Below are 24,943 nucleotides of genomic sequence, written 5' to 3' on the forward strand. Positions count from 1 at the left end.
CCCGGCCGGTACCCCCGGGTAGGGTGCGGACCCATGGGTGGCGAGAGCAGGACGCACACGGCCCCGCGCAGCGGTGGCCCGAGCACGGGCCCGGTGGGCAGCCGGACCGGACAGCGATTGTCCGGGCTGGCCGTCGCGCTGGGCCTGGTGCTGTTCCTCGGCGGTTTCGCCTGGGGAGCGGTGGTCTACCGGCCGTACACGGTCCCCACCAGTTCCATGACCCCGACGATCGACGCGGGTGACCGGATCCTGGCGCAGCGCGTCGACGGAGCCGAGGTCCACCGCGGTGACGTCGTCGTCTTCAAGGACGCGACCTGGGCCAACGCGCCGATGGTCAAGCGCGTGGTCGCCGTCGGCGGGGACACGGTCTCCTGCTGCCAGGACGGCAAGCTGAAGGTCAACGGCAAGGAGATCGACGAGACGTACCTGCCCGACGGCACCCCGGCCGAGATGAGCAACTTCCCGGCCGTGACCGTCCCCAAGGGCCGTCTCTTCCTGCTCGGCGACGAGCGCGGCAACTCCGTGGACTCCACCGCCCACCTGACCGACGCCGCCAGCGGCACGGTGGCGCGCTCCGCCGTGGACGCCCGCGTCGACGCCGTCGTGTGGCCGATGGAGGGCATGCTGGAGCGCCCCACCGGCTTCGAGCCGCTCGGTGCCCTCTCCTCGCCCGGCCCACTGCGGACGATCACTCTCCTCGTGATCGCGGGAGCGGTGCTCGTCCTGGGCGGAGGCGCCTACGGGCCCATCGCCAAGCGCTCCGCGGCCGCCCGGGCCCGACGGGCGCGCTCGGAGCCCGCGGGTGTCCGCTGAGGCCGTGCAGCCGGGCCAGGACACCTACCGGGGCGGACTGCGCAGGGTCGCCCGGGTCGTGCTGCTCGACCCGCGGGACCGCATCCTCCTGCTGCACGGACACGAGCCCGACGATCCTGCCGACGACTGGTGGTTCACGCCCGGCGGGGGAGTGGAGGGCGACGAGAGCCGTGAACAGGCCGCCCTGCGGGAACTCGCCGAGGAGACGGGCATCACCGAGGTGGAGCTCGGGCCGGTGCTGTGGCGGCGGAGGTGCTCCTTCCCGTTCGCGGGCCGCCGCTGGGACCAGGACGAGTGGTACTACCTGGCTCGCACGGACCGCACGACGGTCGCCGCCGCCGGGCTGACCGAGCTGGAACGGCGCAGTGTCGCCGGAGCGCGCTGGTGGACGTGTCCGGAACTGAGCCGGGCACATGAGACGGTGTATCCGACCAGACTCGCCGGGCTGCTGCGCACGCTGCTCGACGAAGGTCCCCCGGCCAGGCCTGTGATCCTTGACCCGGAAATCGTCTAGGGGCTCACGGGACTGGCGCACAATGGGGGGGATCGCACGGCTGAAGGGGAACATGCCATGAGCGCCGAGGACCTCGAGAAGTACGAGACCGAGATGGAGCTGAAGCTCTACCGGGAGTACCGCGATGTCGTCGGTCTGTTCAAATACGTGATCGAGACCGAGCGGCGCTTCTACCTCACCAACGACTATGAGATGCAGGTGCACTCGGTCCAGGGTGAAGTGTTTTTCGAGGTCTCCATGGCGGACGCTTGGGTGTGGGACATGTACCGGCCGGCGCGGTTCGTGAAGCAGGTCCGGGTCCTCACGTTCAAGGATGTGAACATTGAGGAGCTGAACAAGAGCGATCTGGAGCTGCCGAGCGGGTGAGCCCACCCGTCGTCGCGGCCTCCGGTCACCCGGGTGGGTGGTGAGGTTGTCCACAGCCGCTGAGCTGTCCACCAAGATCCACTTCGTGGTGGCGGGTGCGTGATCGTTGGCGCCGGAGGTGGTGCCGACATGAACGCACATCTGGCCCGCAGCGCCATGGGCAGGTACGGGGAGAGCCTGGCCGCACGGCAGCTGGCCGCGGCCGGTCTGACGGTCCTGGAGCGCAACTGGCGCTCCGGCCGCGCCGGAGAGATCGACATCGTGGCCAGGGACGGGGACGTCCTGGTCGTCTGCGAGGTGAAGACCCGCAGGGAGAGCCCCTTCGAGCATCCGATGGCGGCCGTGACCCCGCAGAAGGCGGAGCGGCTGCGGGATTTGGCGGAGCGGTGGATCCAGACACACGGGGGCGCCCCGCCCGGCGGGGTCCGCATCGACGTGGTCGGAGTGCTGCTGCCCGCCCGCGGCGCCGCCGTGGTCGAACACGTGCGGGGGGTGGCCTGAATGGCATTCGCCCGTACGTGTTCGGTCACCCTGGTGGGCGTGGAGGGCGTGGTCGTCGAGGTCCAGGCCGACCTCGAACCCGGCGTCGCGGCGTTCACGCTGGTGGGGCTGCCCGACAAGAGCCTCACGGAGAGCCGGGACCGGGTGCGCGCCGCGGTCGTCAACTCGGGCGCGGCCTGGCCCCAGAAGAAGCTCACCGTTGGCCTGAGTCCGGCCTCGGTGCCGAAGTCCGGCAGCGGCTTCGACCTGTCAAGGGTGGCGCTTGAACGCTTTTAACCCGTACCCTCAGGCCATGACCAACCCTCCCCGCGCCGGCCGACGCATGGTCGTCTATGCCCGGATCAGCGACGACCGAGAAGGCAGACAGAACGGCGTCGACCGACAGGAGCGGCAATGCCGTGCTCTCGCCGACAAGAACGGTGACGAGATCGTCGCCGTCTTCACAGACGACGACCGGTCCGCCTACAGCGGCAAGCCGCGCCCGGACTACCTCAAGATGCTTGCCTTCCTCCGGGCCGGTCACGCAGAGGGCGCCTACGCCCTGGCCCCGACGCGCTTCTACCGGCGGCTCGACGACGGCCTTGAGTTCTTCAAGCTGATCGCCGAGAAGGGCCTGGAGGTCGAGACCGTCAAGGCCGGCCGCTACAACCTGGCCACCGCAGACGGGCGCCGCGACGCCCTCCGTGCAGCTGTCGACGCACAGCACGAGGCCGAGCAGATCGGCGAGCGCGTCCGGGATGCGAAGGCCGACAACCTCGCGCGTGGCGAGTACCGCGGCGGCCCCCGCCCCTTCGGCTACGAATCGGACGGCGTCACGATCCGCGAGGACGAGGCGCGCCACGTCCGGGCAGCAACCGACGCCATCATCGCCGGGGACAGCCTGCGCTCTGTGTGCCGGGGTCTGGCGGCAGAGGGCGTGAGGACGGTGGCGCGCCGGTACAAGCAGCCGGACGGCACCCGCGGCGAACCCGAGTCCCGAGACTGGACACCCACCGAACTGCGAAAGATGTTGCTCAGGCCACGGAACGCAGGTCTGATCGAGCACAAGGGCGAGATCGTCGGCAAGGCCTCGTGGGAACCGCTGGTGCCGGAGGAGAAGTGGCGGGCGTGCAAGGCCGTGCTGGAGCGGGCAGAGCGCCGTACGACCCCGGGCAACGGCCGCGTGTGGCTCGGCACGGGCCTCTACCGCTGCGGGTTCGACGAGTGCACGGAAACGGTGCGCTGCTCGACGTCGGGCAAGGGGACCCGGGGCGTGCACGTGCCGGCGTATCGCTGCCGCACGGGCAAGCACGTCACCCGGGTGGCTGCCCCGCTGGACGAGCACGTGACCAACCTCGTGTTGGTACGGCTGTCCCGGCCTGACGCTGCTGCTGTCCTGGTGCCGCCTGCCCGATCGGCCGAGAGGCATGAGGATCTCGCGGCCACTGCGAACGCGCTGCGGGGCAAGCTTGAGTCCCTGGCCGCTGACTACGCGGAGGACCTCATCACGCGGCAGCAGATGCTCGACGGGACCGCGCTGACCAGACAGCGGCTGGAGCAGGTCGAGGCGCGGATGACGGCGCAGGCTCAGCAGTCGGTGCTCGCAGGTCTGCCACTCGGTACGCCGAAGGTGGTCGAGGAGTGGCCGGACTACCACCTGGACAAGCAGCGGGCGATCGTAGACGCGCTGATGACGGTCACCCTGCTGCCCGCGCGCCGCGGGCGGCCGGCGGGATTCCAGCCGGGGGTGACGAAGTCGTACTTCAACCCGGACGCGGTGCGCATCGAGTGGAAGCGCCCGACTGACTGACCAGAGGGAGAGGGCCCGGCCGGGGGAGTCCCTGGCCGGGCCCTCTGCTGTCGCCGTCCGCTCAGGTGTCGGCCTGCTCGCGGGCCTTGGCCCGGGCGGCGTGCAGCGGGTTGTTCGCCTTGCCCTGGGCGGGCTCGACGTAGTGCTTCCTCACCGTCTGGGAGCCGGGCTTCCACCGCCCTTGCGCGGTCGGGTCCCCGCCCGCATCGGCGATCTCCTGCGCCGGGCCACGCCGGGCGCCGTGCGCGGTCGCCGGGCGGCCGTCGGGACCTTTCACCCCGGCGAGGTCGGCCCGGGTCTTGAAAACGTCGCCGATGGCGTCGGGGCTGAGGAAGTCACCCCGCGGCCCGGAGCGGGGACGGATGGTGCCGCCTCGGGTGATGTGCCGGAACAGCGGCCCGGACGTGATGCCCTGCCGGCGCAGCTCCTCCAGCCACGCCCGTACCCGGCGCACGGGGCACACAGCCGGATCGTCGGGGTCGGCTGGCACGAACGTGGACTCGCCCTTGGCGGCCTGGTCGGTCTTGGAGAACGCCACCAGCACCGTGACGCCGTCGTCCTCAACTACCAGCTGCTCGATCAGGAGGTTCGCGAGCTCGCTGCGCCGGGCGAGCATCCCCCAGCCGAGCGTCAGCAGGGCGGCATCCCGCAGGGCCCTGGGCTGCTCGCGGTCGTCCTGGGCGGTGCAGGTGCCGACCATGGCGGCGAGGGCGGGCGTACGGATCGGCGGGGCCTTGCGGGGAGTGCGGCGCCGGGCCCACTCCCGGGAGTGCTTGCGGAGGATCTGGCGGGCCTCCTTCGTGCCGGGCTGCTGGCCGTCGGGGTGGGCGGAGCGGATCGCCGACATGTGGACCTGGACGGACGTGGGCGCCATGTCCCGCTGCACCAGGTGCCCGACGTACTCGACGAACGTCGCCGTGGTGCACGGCATGGCCACGCGGCCGTTCTCCTCGCACCAGGTGCGGAACTGGCCGAGGGCGGAGCCGTAGGTGCGGGAGGTGTTGGCGGGCGGTGCCTCGTCGATGAGGTCGGCCGTCTCGCGCGAGATCCGGAAGTCGGCCTCGGTGTACTTCGGGAGGTCGGCGGTCGTCGGGACCGGTGCGCCGGGGCGCAGCAGGGTGTGCCGGTCCACGAGGGTGCGGGGTGCCGGCGTCTCGGCGACGGCGGGAAGCGCGTGGCCCTCGTCGTCGTCCACGAGTTCGGCGTCGACCACCTCAACGGCGGTGCCGGTATCGATCACTGACCCTCCCTCAAACTAGCCTTGTATAAGGGAAATTATACGGGGCTACCTCTGGTAACGGGGTGGCCCTAGGTCCATGCCCGAGTTGACTCGCCCTCATATCGTCGACTGTATGCACACGGTGATTCGGCAGCGGCGCACACCTCCGGCGGGACTCGGCGAGGCGCTGCGCCAGGCGCGCGAGGAAGCCGGACTCTCACAGGGCGCAGTGGCCGCGACGGTCGGTGTCCGGCCGGACTACATCTCGAAGTTGGAGCGCGGCGAGCGCTGCCCCTCGGTGAAGGTGGCCGAGCTGCTCGCCGCAGTGCTGAAGCTGGGGGCTGCGGGTGCGGCGCTACTGTCGGCCGCCGCTGTCGACGACGCCGGCCGCTCCCACCCGTGGCGTGCCTGTCGGGGCTGAGGAACGAAATCCCCTCCCGAGCGGGAGGAGATGAGGTGCGCCGCTACTCGCTGGCGACGGCGACGACGGAAATGTCTGGGGCGAGTTGAGCGTCCAGCCCCTCCTTCTTCGCGTGGTGTAGCCACGTGTTCACGGTGGCTGGCGACACGCCGCGCTGCTCGGCGACGACGGTGGCGGGTGCCTTCTCGCCCCTTGCCGCGGCAGCGTTGTACTCAAGTTGCACCTCCGCCAACTTGGTGAGGCGCTTCCAGCGTCGGAGCGCGCCGGGGCCGTGGTCGGGGTCGACGTCGGGGTGCCGTGAGCGAACCATCTTCTCGGCGCGCGCTGGAATCTCCTCTACGGCCGGCGGTGGCTCGAACACGCCAGCGCTCAGATCCAAGGGTGCGCCCTCTGGAGTCCGCTGTCCGAAGGTGAGCATCATCCGCGCGACGCGTTCGAGCTTCGTGAGCGGCAGGTCTCGGATGAGTGTGGCGCCCACCGGCTTCCACTCCTCGACAGGTGTGTCCGGGGCCTGCTGTACATGGATGGCGTACGGGCCCTCGATCTTCCGGCCCTCATGGATGACGTACTGGAAGCGCACGATGACGTGCGGATCACTGGCTGGCACGAGGGATACGTACACCTGGCTGACGTCGTCCGGAGCCCCCTCGATGGGCTCAGGGTCCGTGATCCAAACGGGGTGCTGTGGCGGGGTGGTCATGCCGTACATCGTGCCCGCCCGGCCTGCGGATTGCAACGCAAAGGATTGGCTCTCGAAATGTGAGTGCACACCTTGCGAAACGCGACGGGATGCCTTTAGATAGTGGGCATGGACCCCGAAGACCTTCGGCGGATCAGCGAGGTTCGCGCGCTTGTCGCCAATGGCAAGGCTCGTGAACAGCGCGAAAACCGCCGTCTCACGCTCCGCGAGATCGCCGATGCCATCGGCACCAGCCCCTCGACGGTCTACCGCTGGGAGCAGGGCACCTCGTCGCCGCGCGGTGCGGCTGCCCTTCGACTGGCCGAAGTCCTTGAGATCACGGCAGGAGCTGCCTGATGGATGCCGAGAAGCTCGCGGCAGAGGCCGCAGCCCGCGGCGACAAAGCCGGTGAGACGTACTGGCTTCACGTGCTGAAGCTCGTGAACGAGGCGCCTCCCCTCGGCCCCGAGACCGTCGCCCGGCTTCAGGTCCTCATCTGGACCGACCCCGAGCCGCACAGCACGGCCGCATGAGAGCGGCCCGGCCGTCGGTGTCATCACCACCAGCGACCGGGCCTGAACGTCCCACCAACGACGAAGCCCCCGGCTCACCTCCTACAGCGACCGAGGGCTCGTCATCTCAGAGAAGGAGAAGACGTTGTCTCACCAGCTTAAGACCATCCCTGCCCTGGACACCACGCCGACCGGCCGGGCGCTCCCGTTCCTCGTCGAGGAGCCGTGCGAGCACGTCGAGGACCCGGAGCAGGCCGCCCGCGTCGAGGTGGCCGTCGACCGGATCATGGGCGCTCTCATCGAGCACGGCCGCAAGTACACGGCGGAGACCCTGCACCAGGTCCTCGCCCGCGAGGCCGCCGAGCGGGACGCCGGACGGCCGGGCCGCCCCTGCGACGTCTACGACTGGTGCGACGAGGTCGACACCCACGACGACCACTCCGGCCCGGAGTTCATGGTGCGGTCCTTCGACCAGTACGGCGAGCCCCTCGTGTTCGCGTGCGTCACCGACGTCGGCGACGAGCCGCCTGCCGTGTCCTTCATGGGCGACGACCTCAACCCGGAGCAGGCGCGCATCACGGCCGCCCGTCTGCGGGAGCTGGCCGACGCGATGGACGGCATGGCCGACACCGTCGAGGCCATCGAGCCGAGCAGCGCCCAGGCGTGACCAGTCCTCTCGGCCTCGTTGACTCCGCCCGGCTCGTGGCCGGGCGGGGCCCGGGGCCCTGAACCTCCCCGCGGTCCGCCACCACCGCGCCCACGTCCCCCCTCTTCCGCAGGCCGCTCGCCTAACGGCCAACCAGCGAAACGGACCAACCCATGACCAACACCTCTGGCCCCTTGGGGAACGGGCCCCAGGCATGTGGCAGCACGAACGCGACCATCACTCGGCTGCACCCACGGCCGACGCAGCCTCGCGTACGAATCGCGGGCGTGGTCGTCGTCGACCTCTCCAGGCAGGTTGAGCGCGACACGCTCATGTCGTTCCAGCCGACCATCTTCGTCCCCCCGGCCGGATACGCACCGGGTACGAACATCGAGGTCCACATCGGGCGGGCCGAGCGCGTGTACGAGGGAGACGCGAACCTGCGGGCGATCGTCGCCGCAGCCCACCCCGACACCACGATCGTCGTCAAGGGCCACGAGCCGGACGGAGTGGCGGAAGCGCAGCGGGTCCTCAGTCGCCTCGTAGGTGTGGTCCCGGGGCCCGAGCGCCTCGGCTGCGAGCGCGGCGCCTGCGAACTCCTTTACGGTCCCGCCGACATCGAAGGACCCCGTCGGTGACAAACACGAACCAGCAGCCGCTCACCGCATCGCCCGAGGTGGTGCGCGAATACCTGACGCACCTGTTCGGCGACTGCCCCGGGCTCCTCAGCGTGTGCTCGGACGTCGACGGGTGGGTCGGCCGGCGCTTCGCCACGGACCCGGACGGCATCGCGGCGGCGGTCCAGTACGCCGTGACGCTGGACGGCCGTAGGGCGAAGGGTGTCTACGTACAGAGCACCACGCTGCGCGAGCACCCCAGCAAGGGGCGGGGCGGCGAGGACCTGACCCTCGGCCTGACCCACCTGTGGGCAGATGGCGACTTCGGCACCGTTGGCCACAAGCCTGGCCCCGACGACCTGCCCGCACCTCCCGACGCGGACGCCGTCGCCAAGGTCGTAGCGGAGTCCGGATTGCCGCAGCCGTCCGGCTGGGTTCACACCGGGGGCGGATGCAACCCCATTTGGCTGCTCGCCGAGAACTACCTGATCCGCGACGAGGAAGACCGGACACGGGTCAAGACGGTCACCACCGGGGTGCAGGCGATCCTCGCCGCGGAAGCCTTCCGGCACGGCTGGTCCTGGGATGTCGAGGTGGGCAACCTCGACCGCCTGATGAAGATCCCCGGAACGGTGAACCGCAAGGAGGGCATGGAGCGCCCGACTGGCCACATGCCGGGCACCGGCGAGGTGTTCGACTTCGGGACTCTGGCAGCGCGCATCGAGGAACTCGTACCCGCGGCCCGCGAGCTGCTGGCTCAGGCTGCCCGGGAGAAGCAGGAACGTAAGGCGCAGCGGACCGGCGTGGCAGTGCCTCCGCCGCGACGGGAGCGCCCGGCCGGCCTGCGGAGCGGGGACGGTCCTCTCGATGTCCTCGCGGACATGCTGGAGTTCCGGGATGTGCTGGAGCCTGCGGGGTTCACGTACGTCGGGCAGGGCGGGGACGGGCGGCAGAGATGGCGGCGGCCGACCGTGGCCGGGGACGCGCCGAGCAGCGCGTACAGCCTGCTCTGCGACGACCACGTAGCCGTGAACTGGTCCGAGCGCGCCGACCTCCCGGTTGGGGCGCAGCCTGCCGGACGAAAGCTGACCATCGGCACGCTGTATGCCCACGTGAACTACGCCGGGGACGCGGCCGAAGCTGCGCGCGACATCATGCGGGCGGCCAGCGGACGGGGCGCAAGAGGCGCGGCCCGGCACCTCGCCCCCGGAGTACTGGCCGAAGTCCAGCGCCGATGCCTGGCAGACGCCACGCGCGACCGAGACGAGCACGAAATCCTTCAAGCCCTCGCCGACGAAGACCCGTGGGACGGCCCGCAGGACGAACCGCCCACCGAGCCGGAAGGCGTACCCGAGGTACGAGGCCTCATCCCAGAAGCCTTCTGGTCGGCGCGGCCCGAGCTACGCCACATCCGCCAGGCCGGGCACTCCCGCAGCCGGTCCGGCGACGTCGCCCTGCTCTCCGTGCTCACCCGCCTGTCAGCCCTGGTCTCGCACCGCATCCGCGCGGACACGGGGGTTGCCGACCTCGCCTCACTCAACCTGTTCGGCGGGATCATCGGCCCGTCCGGCATCGGCAAGTCATCCGGGGTCGGCGTCGCCAGCCGCCTCCTACCCGCACCCGCCAGCCTGGACATCCGCGACGGCCTTCCCATCGGCTCCGGCGAGGGCCTGGCCGAGGTCTTCATGGGTGTCGTCGAGGAGGAGACCGGCGAGGTACGCAAGGGGCGAGGCGGAACCGAGACGCCCGTGACTGTGCAGGTTCGCAAGCAGGTCCGGCACCACGCGTTCTTCTACGTCGACGAGGGCGCCTCCCTCACCCGCCTCACGAAGGAGCGGTCAGGGTCGACGCTCGGCGAGACGCTGCGCAGCGCGGCCGTGGGGCAGACGCTCGGGCAGACCAACGCCAGCAAGGACACCAGCCGGTACATCCCCGGCGGCTCGTACAGCCTGGGCCTGCTGGTCGGCTTCCAGCCGGAGACCGTAGCCCCGCTCTTCGAGGAGGTCGCCGAGGGCACGCCGCAGCGGTTCGTGTGGGTGCAGGTGATCGACCCGGCGATCCCGGACGAACAGCCTGAATGGCCAGGGGAACTGACCGCGTGGCAGACCGCGGGTTGCGTCGCACCCGGCGACGAAGCGAGCGGGCCCGTGCTGGTCACCTTCGACCCGGCCATCAAAGCGGAGATGCGGGCGGCTGACCTGGCCAAAGCGCGAGGGCAAGTGAGCCCGGTCCTGGCGAACCCGTTCGACTCCCAGGCGCCCGTGATGAAGGTGAAGCTCGCGTCGCTGCTGGCGATCCTCGCCGGCCGTCGGCACGTGAACTCCGAGGACTGGCGGCTTGCCCACCTGCTGTGGACGGCCTCGTGCGAGACCCGCGACGCGGTCATCGAGTACGCCGAGGTGAAGAGGCGCGCGGAGCAGGAGCAGCGCACCAAGGCCCGCATCGAGGAGGAAGTGCGGCTGGAGGGCGCCAAGCAGGCGGCGGAGGAGAAGCGAGCCGACCGGGCCGTCGAGCGTCTCGCCCTCCGGCTGGCGACGCTCACTCGTGAGAAGGGCCCTCAGACCCGCAAGCAAGTACGTGGCCGTGTAGCCGGTCGGGACAAGCGCTACCTGTCTGATGCGTTCGCCTACGCGGTTCTGCGCGAGTGGGTCGTCGAGGAGGACGGCGGGTTCCGCCCTGGTCCTGTCCCTCCGTCATGAGGGGGGACACGAGGGGGGGACAAGGGGACGGGGGGACGCCGTTTGTCCCCCCTCCCTCCCTCTCCCGAGCATCAAAGTGGTTCCGTAGCGGAACTATTGCTCACGCAAGTAACCGTTTGACCAGCGCAAACAGAAGATCAAGATCAATAACTTCTCGACTCGCGTACCGCGCGAGACAGGGGGGGACAAACAGCGTCCCCCCTGTCCCCCCCCAGAGACAGGAGAAGTACATGTCGGACCTCATCCCCGCCGCACCCGGCTGGTACCTCAAGGCAGACGCAGATCTGACCCCCGTCGTCGCCTGGCAGCCCGGCACGCAGTACACATCCGACGGCGTGGCCCCCGCGGTCCTGCTGCCCTACATCGCGAACGGGCCCGGCCTGGCCCCCAGCCTCGTGCCTGCTGAGTCCTTCGAACGAGTCGAGTGGGAGGTCGTCTACCTCCCCAACTACGACCCGGGCAGCCCCGATGAGTAGCCACGTCGAGGAGCAGGTACGGGCCCGGATCGCCGCCGTGCGAGCCAAGGCCGAGGCGGACCGGCGGCGCCGGCAGGAGTTGGCCGAGGCCCGGCAGCACGGACTCGCCGCCCGGCACGCACAGAAGCTCCAGCGGCAGGACGGCCGTGGCGCCGACGAGGACGACCAGGACGGCGAGCAGCAGGACAGCGACACCGTCGACGGGCCCACAGAGTTCCGGCCGTCGACCGGCGGCGGGTCAGCAACCGCAGAGAGGACAACCCCATGTCCCTGAACGTGATCTCGATCGGTCTCCACAGTGTGGCCGCCGTCCTGTGGACGGTGGGCGCGGTGAAGGGCTGGCGATGCTCGCCGACGGCTCGGGCGCGTGCGGCGCGGCGGGCCAGGCGGGCGGCCCGAGCGTGACTGTGTGGGTTTGAAAACTGGACTGGGTTGGCTCCGGTGTGGGTGTTGGCGGGTGTGGCGACAACAAGGAGGTGGACGGTGAACGGATGGACCTTTGCGGCGGTGGCCGTGGTGTGTCTGACGGTGGGTTTCGTCGCGGTCGTGTGGGCGGCTGTGAGGGCCGGTCAGGTGTCGGGGCGGGGTCGTGGTGGCTCTGGGCTGTCTGCGGCTGCGGAGCGGGCGCGTAGAGAGCGTGAGGGCCGACTGTGAGGGCGCGGGTCCGGAAGGCGGGCGGTGCCCTGTTGCGGGCGCGGTCGGAAGTGCTGGACGCGACCGGGCTCGGGCTGCTGGCCACGGCGGCATTCACCTGGTCGACGACCGCGGGGTTCGTCGCGGCCGGTGTCGCGGTCCTCGGCCTGAACTGGCGCCTCAACGAGGGTGCCGAGTGAGCGGCGGCCGCAACCTCGCGGGTGCCCGGCCGGCGTTGGCGCTCGGGATCCCCGAGTTCGTGATGGATGCCCGGGAGCCGGTGCCGTGCCGTGTGGATCCGGACGCGTGGTTTGCGGAGGGGCTGCGGCAGTCGGACGCCGAGGCGTTGTGCGACGGGTGCAGCTACCTCGACGTCTGTGAGGCGTTCGCTCTGGAGCGGCCGGAGCTGTTCGGGGTGTGGGGTGGGACGACGCGGCGGGAGCGTGAGCGGCGGCGTCGTGTTGGCTCGGTAGTGGGGGTAGGGGCAGTGGCCTCGTAGCGGGGAGGCCTCGAGGTGTGTAGCGGTCGCTACGCGGCTCGAGGGGTGGGGGTCTGAGTTCGACCCGGGCGGCAGTGTGCCGTGCCGGTTACCGGTAGAACAGGTCAAGGAGTAACGGTCATGGTGAAGATCACTGAGGAGCAGGTTCGGCGGGCTGAGGTGAACGCGGCCGAGAAGGAGCAGGTGCGTGACGGGGCTGCGGCGGAGTTGGCGGCCAATCCGTACAGCGAGTTGTGTGCGCAGCGGTTGACGCAGGAGGCGCGGCTTGCGGCGCAGTTCCGGGCGAACGCGACGGAGTTGCGGGCGGCGTATGTGGCGCAGGTGGAGGAGGAGAAGCGGCGGAAGTCGCGGCCGGAGTTGGAGAAGGCTGCGGCGGGGGAGATCAAGGCGGCGGGGGTCGAGTTGGCGGAGAGGCGGCGGGCGGTTGTCGAGGCGGTGGAGCGGGCGCAGGAGGTGCTGGTGGGTGTGTTGGCGGCGGGGGTCGAGTACAACGCGGCGGTTCAGTCTCACGCGGATGTGTTGGCTGCGGCTGGGCTCGACGTTCGTGGGGGCGAGTCGGGTGGTGTTCGTACGGTGCTGGGTCGGTGTGTGGTGAAGGTGCAGGGCCGGGAGTACGACGAGGTGTCCCCTGCTGGCTTGGGCGGGTGGCTGGTGCATCGGGTGGTCGAGTCCCGGTTGGGGAGGTTCAACGACCTGGTGGTGCTTTTGCAGTGGGTGGCTCGGGCGGTGGAGCAGGATTCGCCGGCTGTGGTGGCGGAGGTGTCGGCGCCGGGGCGGGTGGAGCAGCCGAGGGCGCCGCGGGCGCTGAACGCTTTTCAGGCGTTGCTCGGTTCGAAGTGAAGCCGGCTTCGTAGGGCGTGGCGCCCGGTGTCCCTTCGGGGGTGCCGGGCGCTTTCGCGTTTGTGTGAATACACCAATGCAGCGCCCGTGTTTCTGCATGTCGACTTGCATGCCTCCTTACGATTCTTGTAGGAGGTCCACAAATGGTCATACGAGAACTTGCCGAACTGCCCCCGCGGAAGCGGGCCACGGTGCTGCTGGCGATGGGGGTGCCGACGGAGGAGATAGGTCCCGAGGTCGGGGTGTCGGGCAGGACGGTGCGGCGGTGGCGTCAACGCCCGGAGGTGCGGGCGGACATCCGCAGGGTGCGTCTGCGGCTTCTGGACGGCGCTGTGACGTCCGTCCGGACGGGTGGCGGGGAATGAGCCGCCACAAACCGCGCAGGGCCCGCAGGAGGCAGCGGGAGCGGGACGCCGGGGTGTTCCTGAAGTTCGACAACGCGGGCGACGCCAGGGTTCGTCTGGAGGGCATCACGCGGCGGGAGTACGAGCGGGTGCAGACGCTCGCGCGGGCCGGTGACATCCACGACCCGTTGATCATGAAGTTCATTCGGGCGTTCGCCCGGCAGGTCGGGCACGACATCGACGCTCACCCCGAGGGGTGGACGGACGCGGCCACGATCGAGTTCCTGCGGTGGCTGGAGTTCGTGCCCGAGGGCGAGTGGACTGCGCTCGACGACGTCGAGTTCGCGAGCCTGGCGGGGGGCGGCTCGTGAGCAACGACGTCCAGATCACCGTCTCCGTTCGGGATCTCACCGGGCCGGGCTTCAACTCGGTGAACCGGAACATCAACCAGTTGCAGCGCAGTGCGAACGGCAGTCTCGGCACGCTGCGGGGCCTGAGCGTCCAGCTCGGCGGCGTGTCCTCTGCTGCTGCGGACGCCGGCTCGTCGTTGGGCGGCGGCATGGGCATGCGGGGGAAGGCGATCGGCTTGGCCGCCGCGCTGGGCACGTCGCTGCTGCCCACGATCGGGGCGCTCGCGCCGATGCTCACGGGTCTCGCTGCGGTGGCGGGTGGCGGCGCACTGGCGATGGATGACCTGAAGAAGAAGGCGAAGGAGCTCAAGAAGCCGTTCGAGGAGTGGCAGAAGGTCGCGGAGAAGGCGGTTGCTCCGCACACGGAGAAGGCCGTCAAGTCCCTGAAGGGGGCGATGAAGGACCTCACCCCGGTGATCGAGACCGGGGCGGACACCTTCGGCCGGATCACGGAGAAGGCCGCCAAGTTCGCCGACTCCCCGGCGTTCAAGGGCGCGCTGGCGAAGAACGCGCAGATGGGCTCGCAGTGGGTGGAGGAGTTCGCCGGATCGATCGGGACGTTCACGCAGGCGTTCCTCGACTTCGGCGCCAAGTCCCAGCCGGCGCTCGACGCGTGGGACAGCCTGTTGGGCGGGTTCCTCGACACTGGCCTGCCGAAGATGTTCGACGGGCTGGAGCAGGGCATCAGCGGCTCCAGCGAGCTGCTCGGCGGCCTGGCGTCGTTCATCAATGACGGGCTGCTCCCGACCCTGGGGAAGGTGGCAGGCTCCTTCGCTGAGGCGTTCGGCCCGCTGATTGGGGAGATGCTCGAAGCCACGGGCATGGCGCTGAAGGGCCTGGGTAGCGGCTTCGAGGTCGCGATGGAGATGTTCGAGCCGTTCGCAGGGCTCTTCGCCGACGCCATCCGCGCTACCAACGACATCATGAGCGTCGGGATCGAGGTCGCCGGAAATCTGGCCAAGTCCCTCGGCGGCGCCCTGCTGTCGAGCCTGCTGGAAGTCGCCGGGGTCGATACATCGCAACTGGGCAACGGCTTCCGCGGCCTCTCGGACTGGGTGGATCAGAACGAGGGGCGCATCCGGTCCGCGTTCTACGGCGTAGCCGACGGCATCACCATGATGGTTCAGACGGGCCTGTCGCTGCTCCCCACTCTCTGGGGTGGCTTCCGCATCATGACGGAGGGCGTCATCACGGCGCTGGACGGCCTCGTCTCGAGCGCGGCGGCGATGTTCGGCGAGGTGCCTGGCATGGGCTGGCTCAAGGACGTGAACAAGGGGTTCGACGACTGGGCGGAGGGCTTCCGCGGCGGGCTCGACGACGTCGGCAGTGGTATCTCCGACTTCGTCGACACGTCGCAGCCCAAGCTGGACCGTCTGCATCTGAAGTTCAACGTGGACGAGGCGGAGGGGAACCTCGCCAGCATCAAGGAGAAGCTGGAAGATCCGTCGCTGACGAAGGAGCGCCGGGCGAAGCTGTCCGCTGACAAGAAGGCGGCTGAGGAGGCCCTGCGGACGGCGCGCGGCGACCTCGCTGAGTTCGACAGGAAGAAGGCCGAGGCGAGCATTACCGCGAACGCCCGCGACTTCTTCGGTACGGCGCGGAAGGTCAACAGCGCGAAGTTCCCGAAGAAGAGCGTGCCGGTGGGCGCCAACCGGAGCTTCTTCGACGCGGCCGTTGGCGCGATCAACGGCAGCGTCGTCGGCAGCGCGTACATCAACGTCTACCAGCGCAGGGTGGAGTCGCAGAACCAGCCGAGGTTCAGCGCGAACGGCAACATCTTCCGCAGCTTCGCCGACGGCGGCGTGGAGGACCACACAGCGCAGATCGCCCCTGCTGGTGCCTGGCGGGTCTGGGCCGAGCCGGAGACGGGCGGCGAGGCGTACATCCCGCTCAGCCCGTCGAAGCGGCCACGGTCCCGGCAGATCGCCGAGGAGACGGTCGGCATTCTCGGCGGCTCCGTCAGGTGGTTCGCGCGAGGCGGTGTCACGAAGGCGGAAGCTGCGGCCCGGCGGGATGCTCGCGGGGATCTGACGGTCTCCCGGTTCGGGCAGTTCGCCGGGCACAAGCGCTCGGAGTTCCGGTCCGAGTTGGGCAACCCCGACAGCATGCGGTCGCTGATCGACAACCTGAACCAGTGGGCCACCAAGATCCGCGCGGCCACCCACGGCGGCACCGAGCGGTCACTGCTGCGGGCCCTGGACTCCACCGGCAAGAAGCTCCTCTCCTACGAGAAGCAACTCACGTCGGTGACCAAGAGCCTGGAAGGCGCGAGGGACAAGCTCAACGGCCTGAAGCAGGCCGCATCCCAGCTCGCCGACTCCGTGAAGTCGGGCATCCTCAACGGCGCGAACATCACGAAGGCGGCCGGAGCCGAGTCGGGCCGGGTCACGATCAACACGATCTTGTCGCAGATGCAGGGCAGCGCGTCGAACGCGAAGGAGTTCGACCGGGCGTTGAAGGAGCTGAAGAAGCGCGGCCTGTCGGGTGGCCTGTTGCAGCAGGTCGCTGAGGCCGGTATCGACGGCGGCGGCCTGGAGACGGCTCAGGCGCTGTTGGGGGCGTCGTCGGGGCAGTTGAAGTCGCTGAACAGTCTTCAGGGCCAGATCAACAGTGCGGCGACGTCGGCGGGCAAGGTGACGGCGGACGCGGTGTACAAGACGGCGATCACCATGCAGGACAAGCTCGTCGACAAGCTGGCCCGGCAGCAGTCGAAGCTCACCAGCGCGATGGACAAGCTTGCCGCGGCGATGGAGAAGATGGTCGAACGCGGGTTCGGTATGAAAGCCGCTGGCGGGATTGTGGGCGCGGCGTCGGGTGGGGCGCGGGGTTCGTGGACGATGGTCGGCGAGCACGAGCCCGAGCTTGTGCGCCTGCCGTTCGGGTCGCGCGTGTACTCCGGGCCGGACACCCGACGCATGCAGCAGCAGGCGTGGACGTCCATGCTCAACACCCCACAGCGCGGCAGCGGCGCCCGCTACGCGCCCACGCCGGCCGGTGGGCACGCCGGGGGCGGCCGACCGATGGTCATCAAGCTTCAGCTCGGCAACAGCGACTTCGGTGAGGTCATCATCGATCCCCTTCGTAAGGCGGTCAGTACGCGCGGTGGGCTGCGGGCCACGTTCGGAGGGCTGGACTGAAGGCAGGCCAACGTGGGTGAGGGGTGGGCACCAGTGCCCACCCCTCACGCGTGTCTACGACCCGGCGCTCGCCTCGTCGACGGAGGCCTGAAGGGCGTCGTCGTACTCCTGCAGCACGCGCAAGACGTCGCTTTGCTCTTGTCTGCTGAGGCCGGCACATTCGTCGACCTGGTCCATCATCGGCGTCTCCGGGTCGAGGCTCGGGTACGCCTCGACGACGCCGGCGAGGCACGCGGCGTTCGCGTTGGCGGGCTCCGTGACCGTGACGGTGGGCGCGGGTGCGGCGTCGTCGGCGCCGGGCTGGCAGGCCGTGAGTGCGGCGGCGAGCAGGCCCACCGCGACAGCGGTTCGGATGCGCATGGTTCCCCCCTGGGAGTGCAGTTGCGCGAGCATCCTGCCGCACCCACAGGCCGCCCGTACTGCGTATCGCGGAAGGGGTGGACCCGCCCGCCCTCTCGCCACAAGGACGGGGGTGCAGAGGGCGGACGGGCGTCTGTGGGGTGGCCCGCCGTCGGTGACGGGGACGGCGGCGGGGCTCAGCGTTACAGGCGCCGACCGATGGCGAGATCCTCGTTCCCCGCCAGGCGCAGGATCGCCCGCAGGATGATCGGCAGGCGCCGCTCGTCGAGGTCCTGCACGGCGGCGAGGGTGGTGATGCCCATGCCGACCAGCGAGAGGACCAGGCCGAGGAACGTGCGCTGCCCTTCGTCCAGGCCCAGGCTGTACTGGAGGCCGGAGAGACCCGCGAGTTGCGCCGAGCGTCCCTTGCGGCTGTCGACGATCAGGGCCCGCTGCACGGCCGGCAGGGACAGGATGGTCCGTTCCTCGATCAGAGCTTGGACGGCTGCCCGGTGGCGCCGGATCTTCGTGTTGCGCAGGAGCTCTGTGCTGAGCTGCTGGTACTCCGCCTCAATGTCGGCGGCCTCACGGGCGGCGGTATCGGTCTCGTTGGTGGTCATGCCGATGCCTCCGCGTGTCGGCGGTCGGCGCGAGCCAGACGCAGAGCTTCCCGGTACTCGTCGTTGAGCCGATCGTGGGTCTCGCAGGGGAGGCCGAGACGCGCGCCCTGGTCGTCCCTGGCCTGGCAGGTCGGGCACGTCAGGCAGTGGTCCGCCAGGCGCACGAACGCGGTCTGCGAGGGCGTCTCGGCCACGCCCGCGCTGACGATCTCGTAGTGCTCGCACAGGGCGACCAGGACCCGGGCGAGCCTGCGGGCGTACATGACGCTCCCGGCCAGCCGGGCGAAGCTCAGCTCGGGGGCGCGGAGCTTGCCGCGTGCCTCCCCGACGCAGGTCAAGGCGCTGTGGCGGGTTGGGCTGTTCTCCGGCAGCCACCCGGCCGCCTGCTCGACCTCGGGCATCAGCAACTGGAGGTGACCGCGCAGCGTGGAGATGAGCGTGTCCAGCTCCTTGCCGACCGGTGGGAGAGCGTCCGGCCCGGCGTCCGGACCCAACACCCGGTGCGCGGTCTCGCGCATTGGCGCAAGGTCTGGCGGGTCTTGATGTCGCTCTACGGTGCCACTCGTTGGGGCGGTAGCTTGCACGGTGTCGGCGCTCCTCAGCAGCGTTGGCCACGCCCCGGGGCCCTGCCAGGCCGCCGGGGTCTGAACGCCTCAACCTGCCAGCCCGGTTTCGCTGCTCGCTTCCCGCCCGGGGGTATCCCCATGATGGGTAGGCTGCTCTTCCTGCAGCGAGACACACGGTGTGACGGGGCCTCCGATGACGGGTTACGAACCGCCAACTGCACTCCCGCGCGAACTGCTTCAGCGGGCGGACATGAGGGCCGCCCTCGCGGCTCACGACTTCGGGACGGTGTTCCGTCTCGCGCGTTCCGAGGCCCGGATCAGCTACTCGAAGATCGCTGCCGAGTGCGATATGAAGCCGGACCGTGTCGGACTCCTGGCGCGTGGGCAGGGGAGCGTGACCACCTACGAGAAGATCGCGCGGATCGCGGACGCCTTACGGATCCCCGGCCGCATGGTAGGCCTGGCCACCCGACCGTGGGAGGCGCCGGCCTCACCGCGCCGTACACCTCCGGCACACGGTCACGGCCCCGACCAGGACGGAGACGGAGTGCGGCGCAGGAAGTTCTTCAAGGCCTCAGCCGGGGCCGGGCTCGCCGTTGGCCTGCCGGAGCTGACGCGCCCGAGGGTGGGCAGCCGGATCGGAAGCGACTACCCCGAGAAGCTGCGGGCGCGGACAGCGCGGCTGCGTCGCCTCGATGACGTCCTCGGCGGCGGCGACACGTACAAGGTCTACCTCGGCGAGTACGAGTCGACGAAGGCGCTCCTGCGCGACGCCACGTACACCGAGCCCACCGGCCGGGCCCTGCTGTCCGTGCTCGCCGAGCAGGCGCAGCAGGCAGGTTGGGCGGCGTTCGACGGCGGCCGACACCGGGACGCGAGCGGACTGTACGAGGTCAGCCACCGGGCTGCGGTCGACGCGGGAGACACCGAGCTGGCGGGCAACGCGCTCGCCTTCCTCGCCTACCAGACCATCAACGGCGACCGGCAGGCCGGCATCGGCATCGCCTCCCGCGCCGTGGGCGAGGCGGGCCCCGATGCTGCTCCCGGGGTTCGTGCGCTGCTGCACGAGCGGCTCGCGTGGGCGCACGCCGTGGCAGGCAACGACGAGGAGACTGAGCGGGCCCTGGAAGCCGCTCAGGCGGCGCTCGCCGAGGTCGACAGCCACCGGCAGCCGGATTGGGTGGCGTGGGTCGACCAGACCGAGCTGGAGATCATGACGGGCCGGTGCTGGACGGAACTGCGTCGGCCTCTCCGGGCGGTGCCCGTTCTCGAGGCCGCGCTTGCCCGGTACGACGACGACCACGCCCGGGACAAGAGCCTCTACCTGTCGTGGCTCGCCGACTCCTACCTGACGGCCGGGGAGGTCGAGCAGGCGGCTGCGGTCACGGGCCGCGCGCTCGACCTTGCTTCCGGTGTGGCGTCCGTGCGGCCGCGGCAGCGGCTCTCACCTGTCCTGCAGCGGCTTGCCGAGCACGAGGCGTTGCCCGGGGTCGTCGAGGTGTTGGACAGGGCGCGCGGCTGAGCTACTCGGCTGGTGTGGTGTTCGCGGCGAGCCACCGCAGGCAGGCCTCCGACCCGGCGACGATCGGCACGGCCGCGATCTCCGGGTTCTGCCACGGGTGGTGCTTGAGCAGGTGCGCCTCCAGTTCGGCGTACCTGCTCTGCCGGGTCTTCAGGAGTAGCTGCCACTCCTCGCCGGTGCCGAACTCGCCGTCGTGCCAGAACGCGGAGGTCACGGGGCCGGTGATCTGCGCGCCCGCGGCGAGCCTGCCCTGGACGACCGATCGGGCCAGCTCGACCGCCTGTTCACGGGTCTCCGTCGCTGTGGATACCTGCACGAAGTCAGTCATGCGCCGGAGCCTACCCACGGACAGCGAGCCAGCCACCAGCCTGACGTACGGCGGGCCGCTACGCCTTCGGTACGGTCCACTCGACCGGCTCGTCCAACGCGTCCGGGCTGTACAGCACCCGCTCCGGGCGCCCCTTTTTCGGCGCCTGGAACAACACGTTGCCGCGCACGCAGTCGCCGACCTTGACCTTGGCCTCCACCGGATACAGAGGTTGCGGCAGCTCGTTCCCGGTCATGTGAGTGGCCTCGACCCGGGCGCCGTCCGCGTAGGCGAGCGACCACACGAACGGGGTCACTGTGATGCTCTCCGGGCCCTTGTTGCAGACCTTCACCTCAAGGGCAGCCCACTTCTGGTCGGCGTTCAGCAGGCTCACCACGTCGGGGATGCCCTCGTCCTTGTAGATGCGCGTGGCGGCGCTGAGCTTGCCTTCAGCATCGATGTCGGCAGTGTCGCCCAACTTGAGCGTCTCCCGGCTGGGCGACGGGGACGGGCTCGGTGTCGGGCTGGCCGACTGGGTCTCGGAGGCTTTCGCGACGGTCGGCTTCGAGTCGTCGCCGTTTGAGGAGCAGCTCACTGTGCCGGCGAGGAGCAGGCAGGCGGCGAGTGCGGTAATGGTGTGGCGCATGGTCCCCCCAAGGTGCCTTGTATCAAGAGAGCATCATGCGTCCCGCGAAGGTCACGCGTGGGGCATGTGGCCGTCTTGTGACCGTTGTGGTAGGTCCCGACCCCGTACCTGTAACCGCATGAGGTATGCGGTTGGCTGGGTTTGACCTGCACGTTTGCGGGCTGATGGCACTGGCTTGGCACGTCTCTGGATGCGTCTTGCGGGTCGGGGTGGTGCACTCGGTACAGGGGGTTGTCGGCTGGAGGCGCTATGGCTGGCAGCGAGAGAGGCCGTGGCCCGGTCTGGCGCGTGCGGCGACGGTGGGCGCGCATGGGACTGCTGGCCAGAATCGCCGCGGTGATCGTCGGGGTTCTGATTGCGTTCGTGGCACTGGGGGCCGGGCTCGAAGCGTGCTCCCCCTCGGACGATGGGCCGCGCCAGCCGGTACCAACGACGACCACCCCGGGCACGTCCACACCACCCCCTGAGGATGCAGAGACGCCACCGGCCCCGGACACCGAGGTGCCAGAGCCGCCCGCTGAAACGGTCACGGAGACCGTGACGGACACGGAAGGCACGACGGCGGACCCAGAGACGAGCTCGCCAGCCTCGGACGTGTACTACGACAACTGCGACGAGGCACGAGCCGCCGGCGCCGCTCCCCTCTTTGTCGGCGAACCCGGGTACGGGCCGCACCTGGACCGTGACGGCGACGGGGTCGCGTGCGAACCCTGATCCAGCGCGGGAACGGCTCCTAGAGATGCGCCGCCCACCCCCTCTATGGCCACTACTGCGCAGGTCGGCGGCCACGTTCACCCCCTGGCATGCCGCGGCTCGTTGTGCGGGCCGGGCCGGAGTGGCGTGGTCAGGTCTTGGGGCAGAGCGTCTTGCGCAGCCCGATGTTGAGGTGCGCACCGTCGTCGTCGGTGAGCGTGATCCCGTTGTAGGAGAACCGCTCAGCGGCGAGGTGGTCCGGGTTCTTGGCGCCGCCGTTGAGTCCCGAGCACTGGTTGCGTGCGGCGTCGATGGCCTTGTCCTCGTCGGCGGTGAGCTTGGCGTTGACGTCGTGGATGGCGGCGAGGAGGGCGTCACGCTTGGCGCCGGTGGGCTCGGCGGGGATGCCGGCGGCCTTCTCAGCGGCACTGTTGTCGGTGCTGGGCTGGCTGCTGCTCTCGGTGGTCTTGGGCTCGCTGTCGTTGTTGTCGCTGCTGCAGCCGACGAGCGTGATGGCGAGCGCGGCCGTGGCTACGACGATGGTCGTGCGGATGCGCATGATCCCCCCTGGTAGTGCTGGTGCGTCACGGGTGTGACGTGTGGGGGTTGGCGATGGTTGTGCTGTGACACGACGAAGCCCCGGCTGCCGCTCACAGTCGGGGCTTCGTCGTGTGTCTGTGGTGCCGGTTGAGGGCACAGTTGTACACCCGGATCGTGATACGCGGCTGACCTGCGGTCAAGCGGCGTTGCGGGTGGGGCGGTCGGCGAGGAGGGCAGCGACGTCGCGGGCGGTGTAGTAGCCGGGCGGTGCTGCCAGTTCGTCCATGACCCCATGATGCGGCAGGGAGGGAGAAGGCGCGGGGGAGGCTGAACCCCCGTTTGCGGGGTCCTGGAGGGATCTCGCAAGGTGCCTCCCTCGCCTCCCTGACTGGCCATTTCCGCAGGTCATATACAGGGAGGCGGGCAGGGAGGCCGGTGGGGAGAACTCCCTTACTCTTCGTCGCCTCCCTCGTCTTCGTCGTCCTCGTCCCGGGCCGCGATGGCCTCCAAGACGCGGTCCAAGCTGACGTGCTGACGGCCGCCGGTCTTGTACTCGCCGTGCCCGACGTCGTCGAGGACGCGCCGCAGATCCCGGAACGTCCAGGCCTCGTACTCGGCCGGGTTGTTGTCGGCGAGGCCGCGCAGGACGTCCTGGGTGAGCATCTTCGGCTCGTGGCCGAGGACGGCCGCGATGTCGGCGAGGTGGTCGACCGGGGCGAACGCAGGTGCGTCGTCGGCCGGCTTGCCCTCGTACAGGCCCATGGCCCGCTCGACGACCGGCGTCACCTCGTCGATGCCCTTCTCCGGGTCCCGGGCGACGTAGTGGGAGCGGATCACCTCGAACGGCTTGGTGCTGAACCCGACGCTCACCGCCGTGCCGACGTCCTCGCCGGGGATCAGGGTGGTCGCGGTGATGCCGGCCTTGTGCTTGCCCGAGCCGAGCAGCCCATCGTTGGCGACGTGGTCGCCGACCGCGAACGCCAGGCGGTGGGAGGTGTTGCGGGTGACGTCGCGCGGCAGGCTGTCCGCAGTCGGGGACACGGTGGTCCAGATCAGAGTGATGCCGACCTTGCGGGCCTTCTTCATCACCTTGATGGCCAGCTCAGCGGCCTCCTTGCCGTACTCCTTGTGCATGAACAGCTCGTGGCACTCGTCGAACACGACGACCTTCGGCCGCATCCGCGGGTCCCTCTGCGCGAGTTCACGCGTCAGCTTGGTGGCCTCGCCGCCGAGCTCCTCCAGCAGCTTGCCCCGCTCGGACACCTCGTCGCGCAGGTTCCGCAGGGCGACCAGGGCGGCCTTCAGGTCGTCGTCCTCGTCGCCCTTGACCAGCACCCGCAGCCGCGGCTTGAGCGGGTCGTAGTCAACGTTGTAGGCCATGACGTAGGCCTCGACGACCACGAGCGGGTCGAGGATGGCGCCGAGCAGCAGCGTGATGACGATGGACGTCTTACCCGAGCCCATGATGCCGCCGACCATGTAGTTCGCGGCCATCAGCTTGCCGATGATGGGTTCGCCGCGCTGGGACACGGCGATGGGCACGCCCTTGAAGTAGTCGACTGTGCCCTCAGTGAGCAGCGGCCACGGCGGCACCACGCCGGACAGGGAGCCCTGGTCGGCTACCCACAGGTCGAGCACGCCGGGCTGCCTGGGGGGTTCGGTCGGCCACGTCTCGACGGGCTTGCGCATCAGGTTGTGCGCGAGGACGTTCTTCTTCCCGTTGATCATCTCGACGGTCACGCCGAGGGGGAGCTGCAACTGCGTGTGCCAGCCGTTCCCGGACCGGGTCGTGGGCTGCACCCAACGGGGCTGCCAACCGTCCTTGATGGCCTTGTTCAGCGGGGCGATACCCAGGTTGCCGAGGGCCCGCATGATGGCGTTCTCGTCGGGGACGACGTCCCGCTGCTCCGGGTCGCCAGGCAGGGCCCAGGCGGGGGCCGCCTGCCGGTGCCGGCCGACCGCCCACACTCCGGCGAGGGCGAGCCACGGCAGGGCGGCCAGCAGCGGATCCCAGATGACACCGGCGATGAACGCGGCCCATCCGACCAGCTCGATCAGGGTCCGGGTGGGGGTGAGTACGTCGGAGACGTCCTGGTTGGCCCAGGCGAGCATGATGCCGAGCATCAGCAGGATGCCCGCACCGCCGAGCGCGCCCATGGCGATGGCCTTGGGGGCGTTGATGGCCAGTTGCAGCAGCTCCATACGGCGCCGGTGGCGGGACTGGCGGAAGATGTAGGCGCGCTGCTCCCAGTCGCGGGCCACGTCCTCCTGCCCGGCCGCCTCCGCGGCGCGCATCATCCGCTCGTGTCGGGCGGTCGTGCGGGAGTCCCAGGCGCGGCGGGCGAGGATGCGGGTACCGCCGACGATGTAGGAGCCGTGCCGGACGACGACCCGGTATCCGTCGTTGCCGCGGACCTCGACGACGATCCGGCGCAGGGAGTCGATCCGTACCCGACGCCGCGGCTTCCCGGCCTGCTCGACGACGGGAGCCGGCGCCTGCTCAGGTGCGAACTTCAGTAGGGACACGGTGGGGTTGACGTGCCCGTTTACCCGCTCGGGCGCTGTCTCGGTCATGCTGGCCTTTCCTTCTCTCTG

30 protein-coding genes and 1 pseudogene are annotated in these 24,943 nt (G+C 69.9%); 22 read left to right on the forward strand and 9 right to left on the reverse strand.

Annotated features, from left to right (window positions below; translation table 11 throughout):
- The first annotated feature begins 33 nt into the window (after positions 1 to 33).
- The 6 genes and pseudogenes from lepB to QNO09_RS12780 all read left to right on the forward strand — a co-directional run bounded on the left by lepB (position 34) and on the right by QNO09_RS12780 (position 3,983).
- The gene (lepB, locus tag QNO09_RS12755) at positions 34 to 813 is read left to right on the forward strand and encodes a signal peptidase I (protein WP_283970243.1); all 780 of its coding nucleotides are present in this window, start codon (positions 34 to 36) and stop codon (positions 811 to 813) included.
- Entirely contained in the window at positions 803 to 1,327 is a 525-nt protein-coding gene (locus tag QNO09_RS12760; RefSeq protein WP_283970244.1) for an NUDIX hydrolase, read from the forward strand. Before lepB ends, QNO09_RS12760 begins: the two co-directional genes overlap by 11 nt.
- Before the next feature lie 57 nt (positions 1,328 to 1,384).
- Positions 1,385 to 1,693, forward strand: a complete 309-nt coding sequence (locus tag QNO09_RS12765; RefSeq protein WP_003993268.1) for a DUF2469 domain-containing protein — start codon at positions 1,385 to 1,387, stop codon at positions 1,691 to 1,693.
- Positions 1,694 to 1,792: 99 nt separating this feature from the next.
- A complete protein-coding gene (locus QNO09_RS12770; RefSeq protein WP_283970245.1) occupies positions 1,793 to 2,194 on the forward strand; it encodes a YraN family protein in 402 nt (133 codons plus the stop codon).
- Positions 2,195 to 2,455, forward strand: a pseudogene (locus QNO09_RS12775) (magnesium chelatase domain-containing protein); the annotation flags it as partial.
- A gap of 31 nt (positions 2,456 to 2,486) precedes the next feature.
- Positions 2,487 to 3,983 carry a recombinase family protein gene (locus QNO09_RS12780; protein ID WP_283970246.1) on the forward strand — a complete coding sequence of 499 codons (1,497 nt, stop codon included), beginning with the start codon at positions 2,487 to 2,489 and terminating at the stop codon, positions 3,981 to 3,983.
- Positions 3,984 to 4,044: 61 nt separating this feature from the next.
- Here QNO09_RS12780 and QNO09_RS12785 read toward each other — a convergent pair whose 3' ends face one another.
- Positions 4,045 to 5,223 (reverse strand): site-specific integrase, encoded by a 1,179-nt coding sequence (locus QNO09_RS12785; RefSeq protein WP_283970247.1) that lies wholly within the window; start codon positions 5,221 to 5,223, stop codon positions 4,045 to 4,047.
- Positions 5,224 to 5,335: 112 nt separating this feature from the next.
- On the opposite strand from QNO09_RS12785, the gene QNO09_RS12790 reads away from it, so the two are divergent.
- The gene (locus QNO09_RS12790) at positions 5,336 to 5,623 is read left to right on the forward strand and encodes a helix-turn-helix transcriptional regulator (RefSeq protein WP_283970248.1); all 288 of its coding nucleotides are present in this window, start codon (positions 5,336 to 5,338) and stop codon (positions 5,621 to 5,623) included.
- 43 nt (positions 5,624 to 5,666) lie between these two features.
- Here QNO09_RS12790 and QNO09_RS12795 read toward each other — a convergent pair whose 3' ends face one another.
- Positions 5,667 to 6,323: a hypothetical protein gene (locus QNO09_RS12795; protein WP_283970249.1), complete on the reverse strand. Its 657-nt coding sequence runs from the start codon at positions 6,321 to 6,323 to the stop codon at positions 5,667 to 5,669.
- A gap of 108 nt (positions 6,324 to 6,431) precedes the next feature.
- Between QNO09_RS12795 and QNO09_RS12800 the strand changes: the two genes are divergently transcribed.
- The 13 genes from QNO09_RS12800 (at position 6,432) to QNO09_RS12855 (ending at position 17,115) form a co-directional block, all read left to right on the forward strand.
- Positions 6,432 to 6,659, forward strand: coding sequence for a helix-turn-helix domain-containing protein (locus QNO09_RS12800; protein WP_283970250.1), 228 nt, complete (start codon positions 6,432 to 6,434; stop codon positions 6,657 to 6,659).
- Positions 6,659 to 6,835, forward strand: coding sequence for a hypothetical protein (locus QNO09_RS12805; RefSeq protein ID WP_283970251.1), 177 nt, complete (start codon positions 6,659 to 6,661; stop codon positions 6,833 to 6,835). The genes QNO09_RS12800 and QNO09_RS12805 overlap by 1 nt, the downstream gene beginning before the upstream one ends.
- A 124-nt stretch (positions 6,836 to 6,959) precedes the next feature.
- Complete coding sequence (locus tag QNO09_RS12810) at positions 6,960 to 7,481, forward strand: hypothetical protein (RefSeq protein ID WP_283970252.1); 522 nt, start codon at positions 6,960 to 6,962, stop codon at positions 7,479 to 7,481.
- A gap of 266 nt (positions 7,482 to 7,747) precedes the next feature.
- Complete coding sequence (locus tag QNO09_RS12815; RefSeq protein ID WP_283970253.1) at positions 7,748 to 8,098, forward strand: hypothetical protein; 351 nt, start codon at positions 7,748 to 7,750, stop codon at positions 8,096 to 8,098.
- Positions 8,095 to 10,776 (forward strand): hypothetical protein, encoded by a 2,682-nt coding sequence (locus QNO09_RS12820; RefSeq protein WP_283970254.1) that lies wholly within the window; start codon positions 8,095 to 8,097, stop codon positions 10,774 to 10,776. The genes QNO09_RS12815 and QNO09_RS12820 overlap by 4 nt, the downstream gene beginning before the upstream one ends.
- Positions 10,777 to 11,006: 230 nt before the next feature.
- Positions 11,007 to 11,252 carry a hypothetical protein gene (locus tag QNO09_RS12825; protein ID WP_283970255.1) on the forward strand — a complete coding sequence of 82 codons (246 nt, stop codon included), beginning with the start codon at positions 11,007 to 11,009 and terminating at the stop codon, positions 11,250 to 11,252.
- A complete protein-coding gene (locus QNO09_RS12830; RefSeq protein ID WP_283970256.1) occupies positions 11,245 to 11,526 on the forward strand; it encodes a hypothetical protein in 282 nt (93 codons plus the stop codon). Before QNO09_RS12825 ends, QNO09_RS12830 begins: the two co-directional genes overlap by 8 nt.
- A gap of 376 nt (positions 11,527 to 11,902) precedes the next feature.
- Positions 11,903 to 12,085, forward strand: a complete 183-nt coding sequence (locus tag QNO09_RS12835; protein WP_283970257.1) for a hypothetical protein — start codon at positions 11,903 to 11,905, stop codon at positions 12,083 to 12,085.
- A gap of 62 nt (positions 12,086 to 12,147) precedes the next feature.
- On the forward strand, positions 12,148 to 12,384 hold the full coding sequence (locus QNO09_RS39925) for a WhiB family transcriptional regulator (protein WP_502962290.1): 237 nt from the start codon (positions 12,148 to 12,150) through the stop codon (positions 12,382 to 12,384).
- 120 nt (positions 12,385 to 12,504) lie between these two features.
- The gene (locus tag QNO09_RS12840) at positions 12,505 to 13,224 is read left to right on the forward strand and encodes a coiled-coil domain-containing protein (RefSeq protein ID WP_283970258.1); all 720 of its coding nucleotides are present in this window, start codon (positions 12,505 to 12,507) and stop codon (positions 13,222 to 13,224) included.
- A 143-nt stretch (positions 13,225 to 13,367) separates the two neighbouring features.
- Positions 13,368 to 13,589, forward strand: coding sequence for a helix-turn-helix domain-containing protein (locus QNO09_RS12845; RefSeq protein WP_283970259.1), 222 nt, complete (start codon positions 13,368 to 13,370; stop codon positions 13,587 to 13,589).
- Entirely contained in the window at positions 13,586 to 13,939 is a 354-nt protein-coding gene (locus QNO09_RS12850) for a hypothetical protein (RefSeq protein WP_283970260.1), read from the forward strand. The genes QNO09_RS12845 and QNO09_RS12850 overlap by 4 nt, the downstream gene beginning before the upstream one ends.
- On the forward strand, positions 13,936 to 17,115 hold the full coding sequence (locus tag QNO09_RS12855) for a hypothetical protein (protein ID WP_283970261.1): 3,180 nt from the start codon (positions 13,936 to 13,938) through the stop codon (positions 17,113 to 17,115). Before QNO09_RS12850 ends, QNO09_RS12855 begins: the two co-directional genes overlap by 4 nt.
- A gap of 54 nt (positions 17,116 to 17,169) precedes the next feature.
- On the opposite strand, the gene QNO09_RS12860 is transcribed toward QNO09_RS12855, so the two are convergent.
- The 3 genes from QNO09_RS12860 to QNO09_RS12870 all read right to left on the reverse strand — a co-directional run bounded on the left by QNO09_RS12860 (position 17,170) and on the right by QNO09_RS12870 (position 18,592).
- Positions 17,170 to 17,475: a hypothetical protein gene (locus QNO09_RS12860; RefSeq protein WP_283970262.1), complete on the reverse strand. Its 306-nt coding sequence runs from the start codon at positions 17,473 to 17,475 to the stop codon at positions 17,170 to 17,172.
- Positions 17,476 to 17,657: 182 nt separating this feature from the next.
- Positions 17,658 to 18,074, reverse strand: coding sequence for a hypothetical protein (locus QNO09_RS12865; protein ID WP_283970263.1), 417 nt, complete (start codon positions 18,072 to 18,074; stop codon positions 17,658 to 17,660).
- Positions 18,071 to 18,592, reverse strand: a complete 522-nt coding sequence (locus QNO09_RS12870) for a DUF6415 family natural product biosynthesis protein (RefSeq protein ID WP_283970264.1) — start codon at positions 18,590 to 18,592, stop codon at positions 18,071 to 18,073. The genes QNO09_RS12865 and QNO09_RS12870 overlap by 4 nt, the downstream gene beginning before the upstream one ends.
- A gap of 298 nt (positions 18,593 to 18,890) precedes the next feature.
- On the opposite strand from QNO09_RS12870, the gene QNO09_RS12875 reads away from it, so the two are divergent.
- Positions 18,891 to 20,162 (forward strand): NsdA family TPR-like regulatory protein, encoded by a 1,272-nt coding sequence (locus tag QNO09_RS12875; protein ID WP_283970265.1) that lies wholly within the window; start codon positions 18,891 to 18,893, stop codon positions 20,160 to 20,162.
- A gap of 1 nt (position 20,163) precedes the next feature.
- On the opposite strand, the gene cutA is transcribed toward QNO09_RS12875, so the two are convergent.
- On the reverse strand, positions 20,164 to 20,490 hold the full coding sequence (gene cutA / locus QNO09_RS12880; RefSeq protein WP_283970266.1) for a divalent-cation tolerance protein CutA: 327 nt from the start codon (positions 20,488 to 20,490) through the stop codon (positions 20,164 to 20,166).
- A gap of 58 nt (positions 20,491 to 20,548) precedes the next feature.
- On the reverse strand, positions 20,549 to 21,115 hold the full coding sequence (locus QNO09_RS12885; protein ID WP_283970267.1) for a DUF4352 domain-containing protein: 567 nt from the start codon (positions 21,113 to 21,115) through the stop codon (positions 20,549 to 20,551).
- 309 nt (positions 21,116 to 21,424) lie between these two features.
- On the opposite strand from QNO09_RS12885, the gene QNO09_RS12890 reads away from it, so the two are divergent.
- Positions 21,425 to 21,829, forward strand: a complete 405-nt coding sequence (locus QNO09_RS12890) for an excalibur calcium-binding domain-containing protein (protein ID WP_283970268.1) — start codon at positions 21,425 to 21,427, stop codon at positions 21,827 to 21,829.
- Between the two features lie 130 nt (positions 21,830 to 21,959).
- Here the strand turns inward: QNO09_RS12890 and QNO09_RS12895 are convergent, their stop codons facing one another.
- Both QNO09_RS12895 and QNO09_RS12900 read right to left on the reverse strand, forming a co-directional pair.
- Entirely contained in the window at positions 21,960 to 22,367 is a 408-nt protein-coding gene (locus tag QNO09_RS12895) for a hypothetical protein (RefSeq protein ID WP_283970269.1), read from the reverse strand.
- A 431-nt stretch (positions 22,368 to 22,798) separates the two neighbouring features.
- Entirely contained in the window at positions 22,799 to 24,922 is a 2,124-nt protein-coding gene (locus tag QNO09_RS12900) for a zonular occludens toxin domain-containing protein (RefSeq protein WP_283970270.1), read from the reverse strand.
- Between the last annotated feature and the right edge of the window lie 21 nt (positions 24,923 to 24,943).

Origin of the sequence: Streptomyces sp. 378 (assembly GCF_030124145.1) — a bacterium.
Lineage (GTDB): Bacteria > Actinomycetota > Actinomycetes > Streptomycetales > Streptomycetaceae > Streptomyces.

What these genes read in the sequence shown, in the direction of transcription:
- QNO09_RS12845 (WP_283970259.1), top strand. Translation starts at nt 13,368, where the DNA reads ATGGTCATACGAGAACTTGCCGAACTGCCCCCGCGGAAGCGGGCCACG.
- QNO09_RS12800 (WP_283970250.1), top strand. Translation starts at nt 6,432, where the DNA reads ATGGACCCCGAAGACCTTCGGCGGATCAGCGAGGTTCGCGCGCTTGTC.
- QNO09_RS12765 (WP_003993268.1), top strand. Translation starts at nt 1,385, where the DNA reads ATGAGCGCCGAGGACCTCGAGAAGTACGAGACCGAGATGGAGCTGAAG.
- QNO09_RS12830 (WP_283970256.1), top strand. Translation starts at nt 11,245, where the DNA reads ATGAGTAGCCACGTCGAGGAGCAGGTACGGGCCCGGATCGCCGCCGTG.
- cutA (WP_283970266.1), bottom strand. Translation starts at nt 20,490, where the DNA reads ATGACTGACTTCGTGCAGGTATCCACAGCGACGGAGACCCGTGAACAG.
- QNO09_RS12840 (WP_283970258.1), top strand. Translation starts at nt 12,505, where the DNA reads ATGGTGAAGATCACTGAGGAGCAGGTTCGGCGGGCTGAGGTGAACGCG.
- QNO09_RS39925 (WP_502962290.1), top strand. Translation starts at nt 12,148, where the DNA reads ATGGATGCCCGGGAGCCGGTGCCGTGCCGTGTGGATCCGGACGCGTGG.
- QNO09_RS12865 (WP_283970263.1), bottom strand. Translation starts at nt 18,074, where the DNA reads ATGACCACCAACGAGACCGATACCGCCGCCCGTGAGGCCGCCGACATT.
- QNO09_RS12900 (WP_283970270.1), bottom strand. Translation starts at nt 24,922, where the DNA reads ATGACCGAGACAGCGCCCGAGCGGGTAAACGGGCACGTCAACCCCACC.
- lepB (WP_283970243.1), top strand. Translation starts at nt 34, where the DNA reads ATGGGTGGCGAGAGCAGGACGCACACGGCCCCGCGCAGCGGTGGCCCG.
- QNO09_RS12780 (WP_283970246.1), top strand. Translation starts at nt 2,487, where the DNA reads ATGACCAACCCTCCCCGCGCCGGCCGACGCATGGTCGTCTATGCCCGG.
- QNO09_RS12870 (WP_283970264.1), bottom strand. Translation starts at nt 18,592, where the DNA reads ATGCGCGAGACCGCGCACCGGGTGTTGGGTCCGGACGCCGGGCCGGAC.
- QNO09_RS12895 (WP_283970269.1), bottom strand. Translation starts at nt 22,367, where the DNA reads ATGCGCATCCGCACGACCATCGTCGTAGCCACGGCCGCGCTCGCCATC.
- QNO09_RS12890 (WP_283970268.1), top strand. Translation starts at nt 21,425, where the DNA reads ATGGGACTGCTGGCCAGAATCGCCGCGGTGATCGTCGGGGTTCTGATT.
- QNO09_RS12860 (WP_283970262.1), bottom strand. Translation starts at nt 17,475, where the DNA reads ATGCGCATCCGAACCGCTGTCGCGGTGGGCCTGCTCGCCGCCGCACTC.
- QNO09_RS12805 (WP_283970251.1), top strand. Translation starts at nt 6,659, where the DNA reads ATGGATGCCGAGAAGCTCGCGGCAGAGGCCGCAGCCCGCGGCGACAAA.
- QNO09_RS12885 (WP_283970267.1), bottom strand. Translation starts at nt 21,115, where the DNA reads ATGCGCCACACCATTACCGCACTCGCCGCCTGCCTGCTCCTCGCCGGC.
- QNO09_RS12795 (WP_283970249.1), bottom strand. Translation starts at nt 6,323, where the DNA reads ATGACCACCCCGCCACAGCACCCCGTTTGGATCACGGACCCTGAGCCC.
- QNO09_RS12825 (WP_283970255.1), top strand. Translation starts at nt 11,007, where the DNA reads ATGTCGGACCTCATCCCCGCCGCACCCGGCTGGTACCTCAAGGCAGAC.
- QNO09_RS12875 (WP_283970265.1), top strand. Translation starts at nt 18,891, where the DNA reads ATGAGGGCCGCCCTCGCGGCTCACGACTTCGGGACGGTGTTCCGTCTC.
- QNO09_RS12790 (WP_283970248.1), top strand. Translation starts at nt 5,336, where the DNA reads ATGCACACGGTGATTCGGCAGCGGCGCACACCTCCGGCGGGACTCGGC.
- QNO09_RS12850 (WP_283970260.1), top strand. Translation starts at nt 13,586, where the DNA reads ATGAGCCGCCACAAACCGCGCAGGGCCCGCAGGAGGCAGCGGGAGCGG.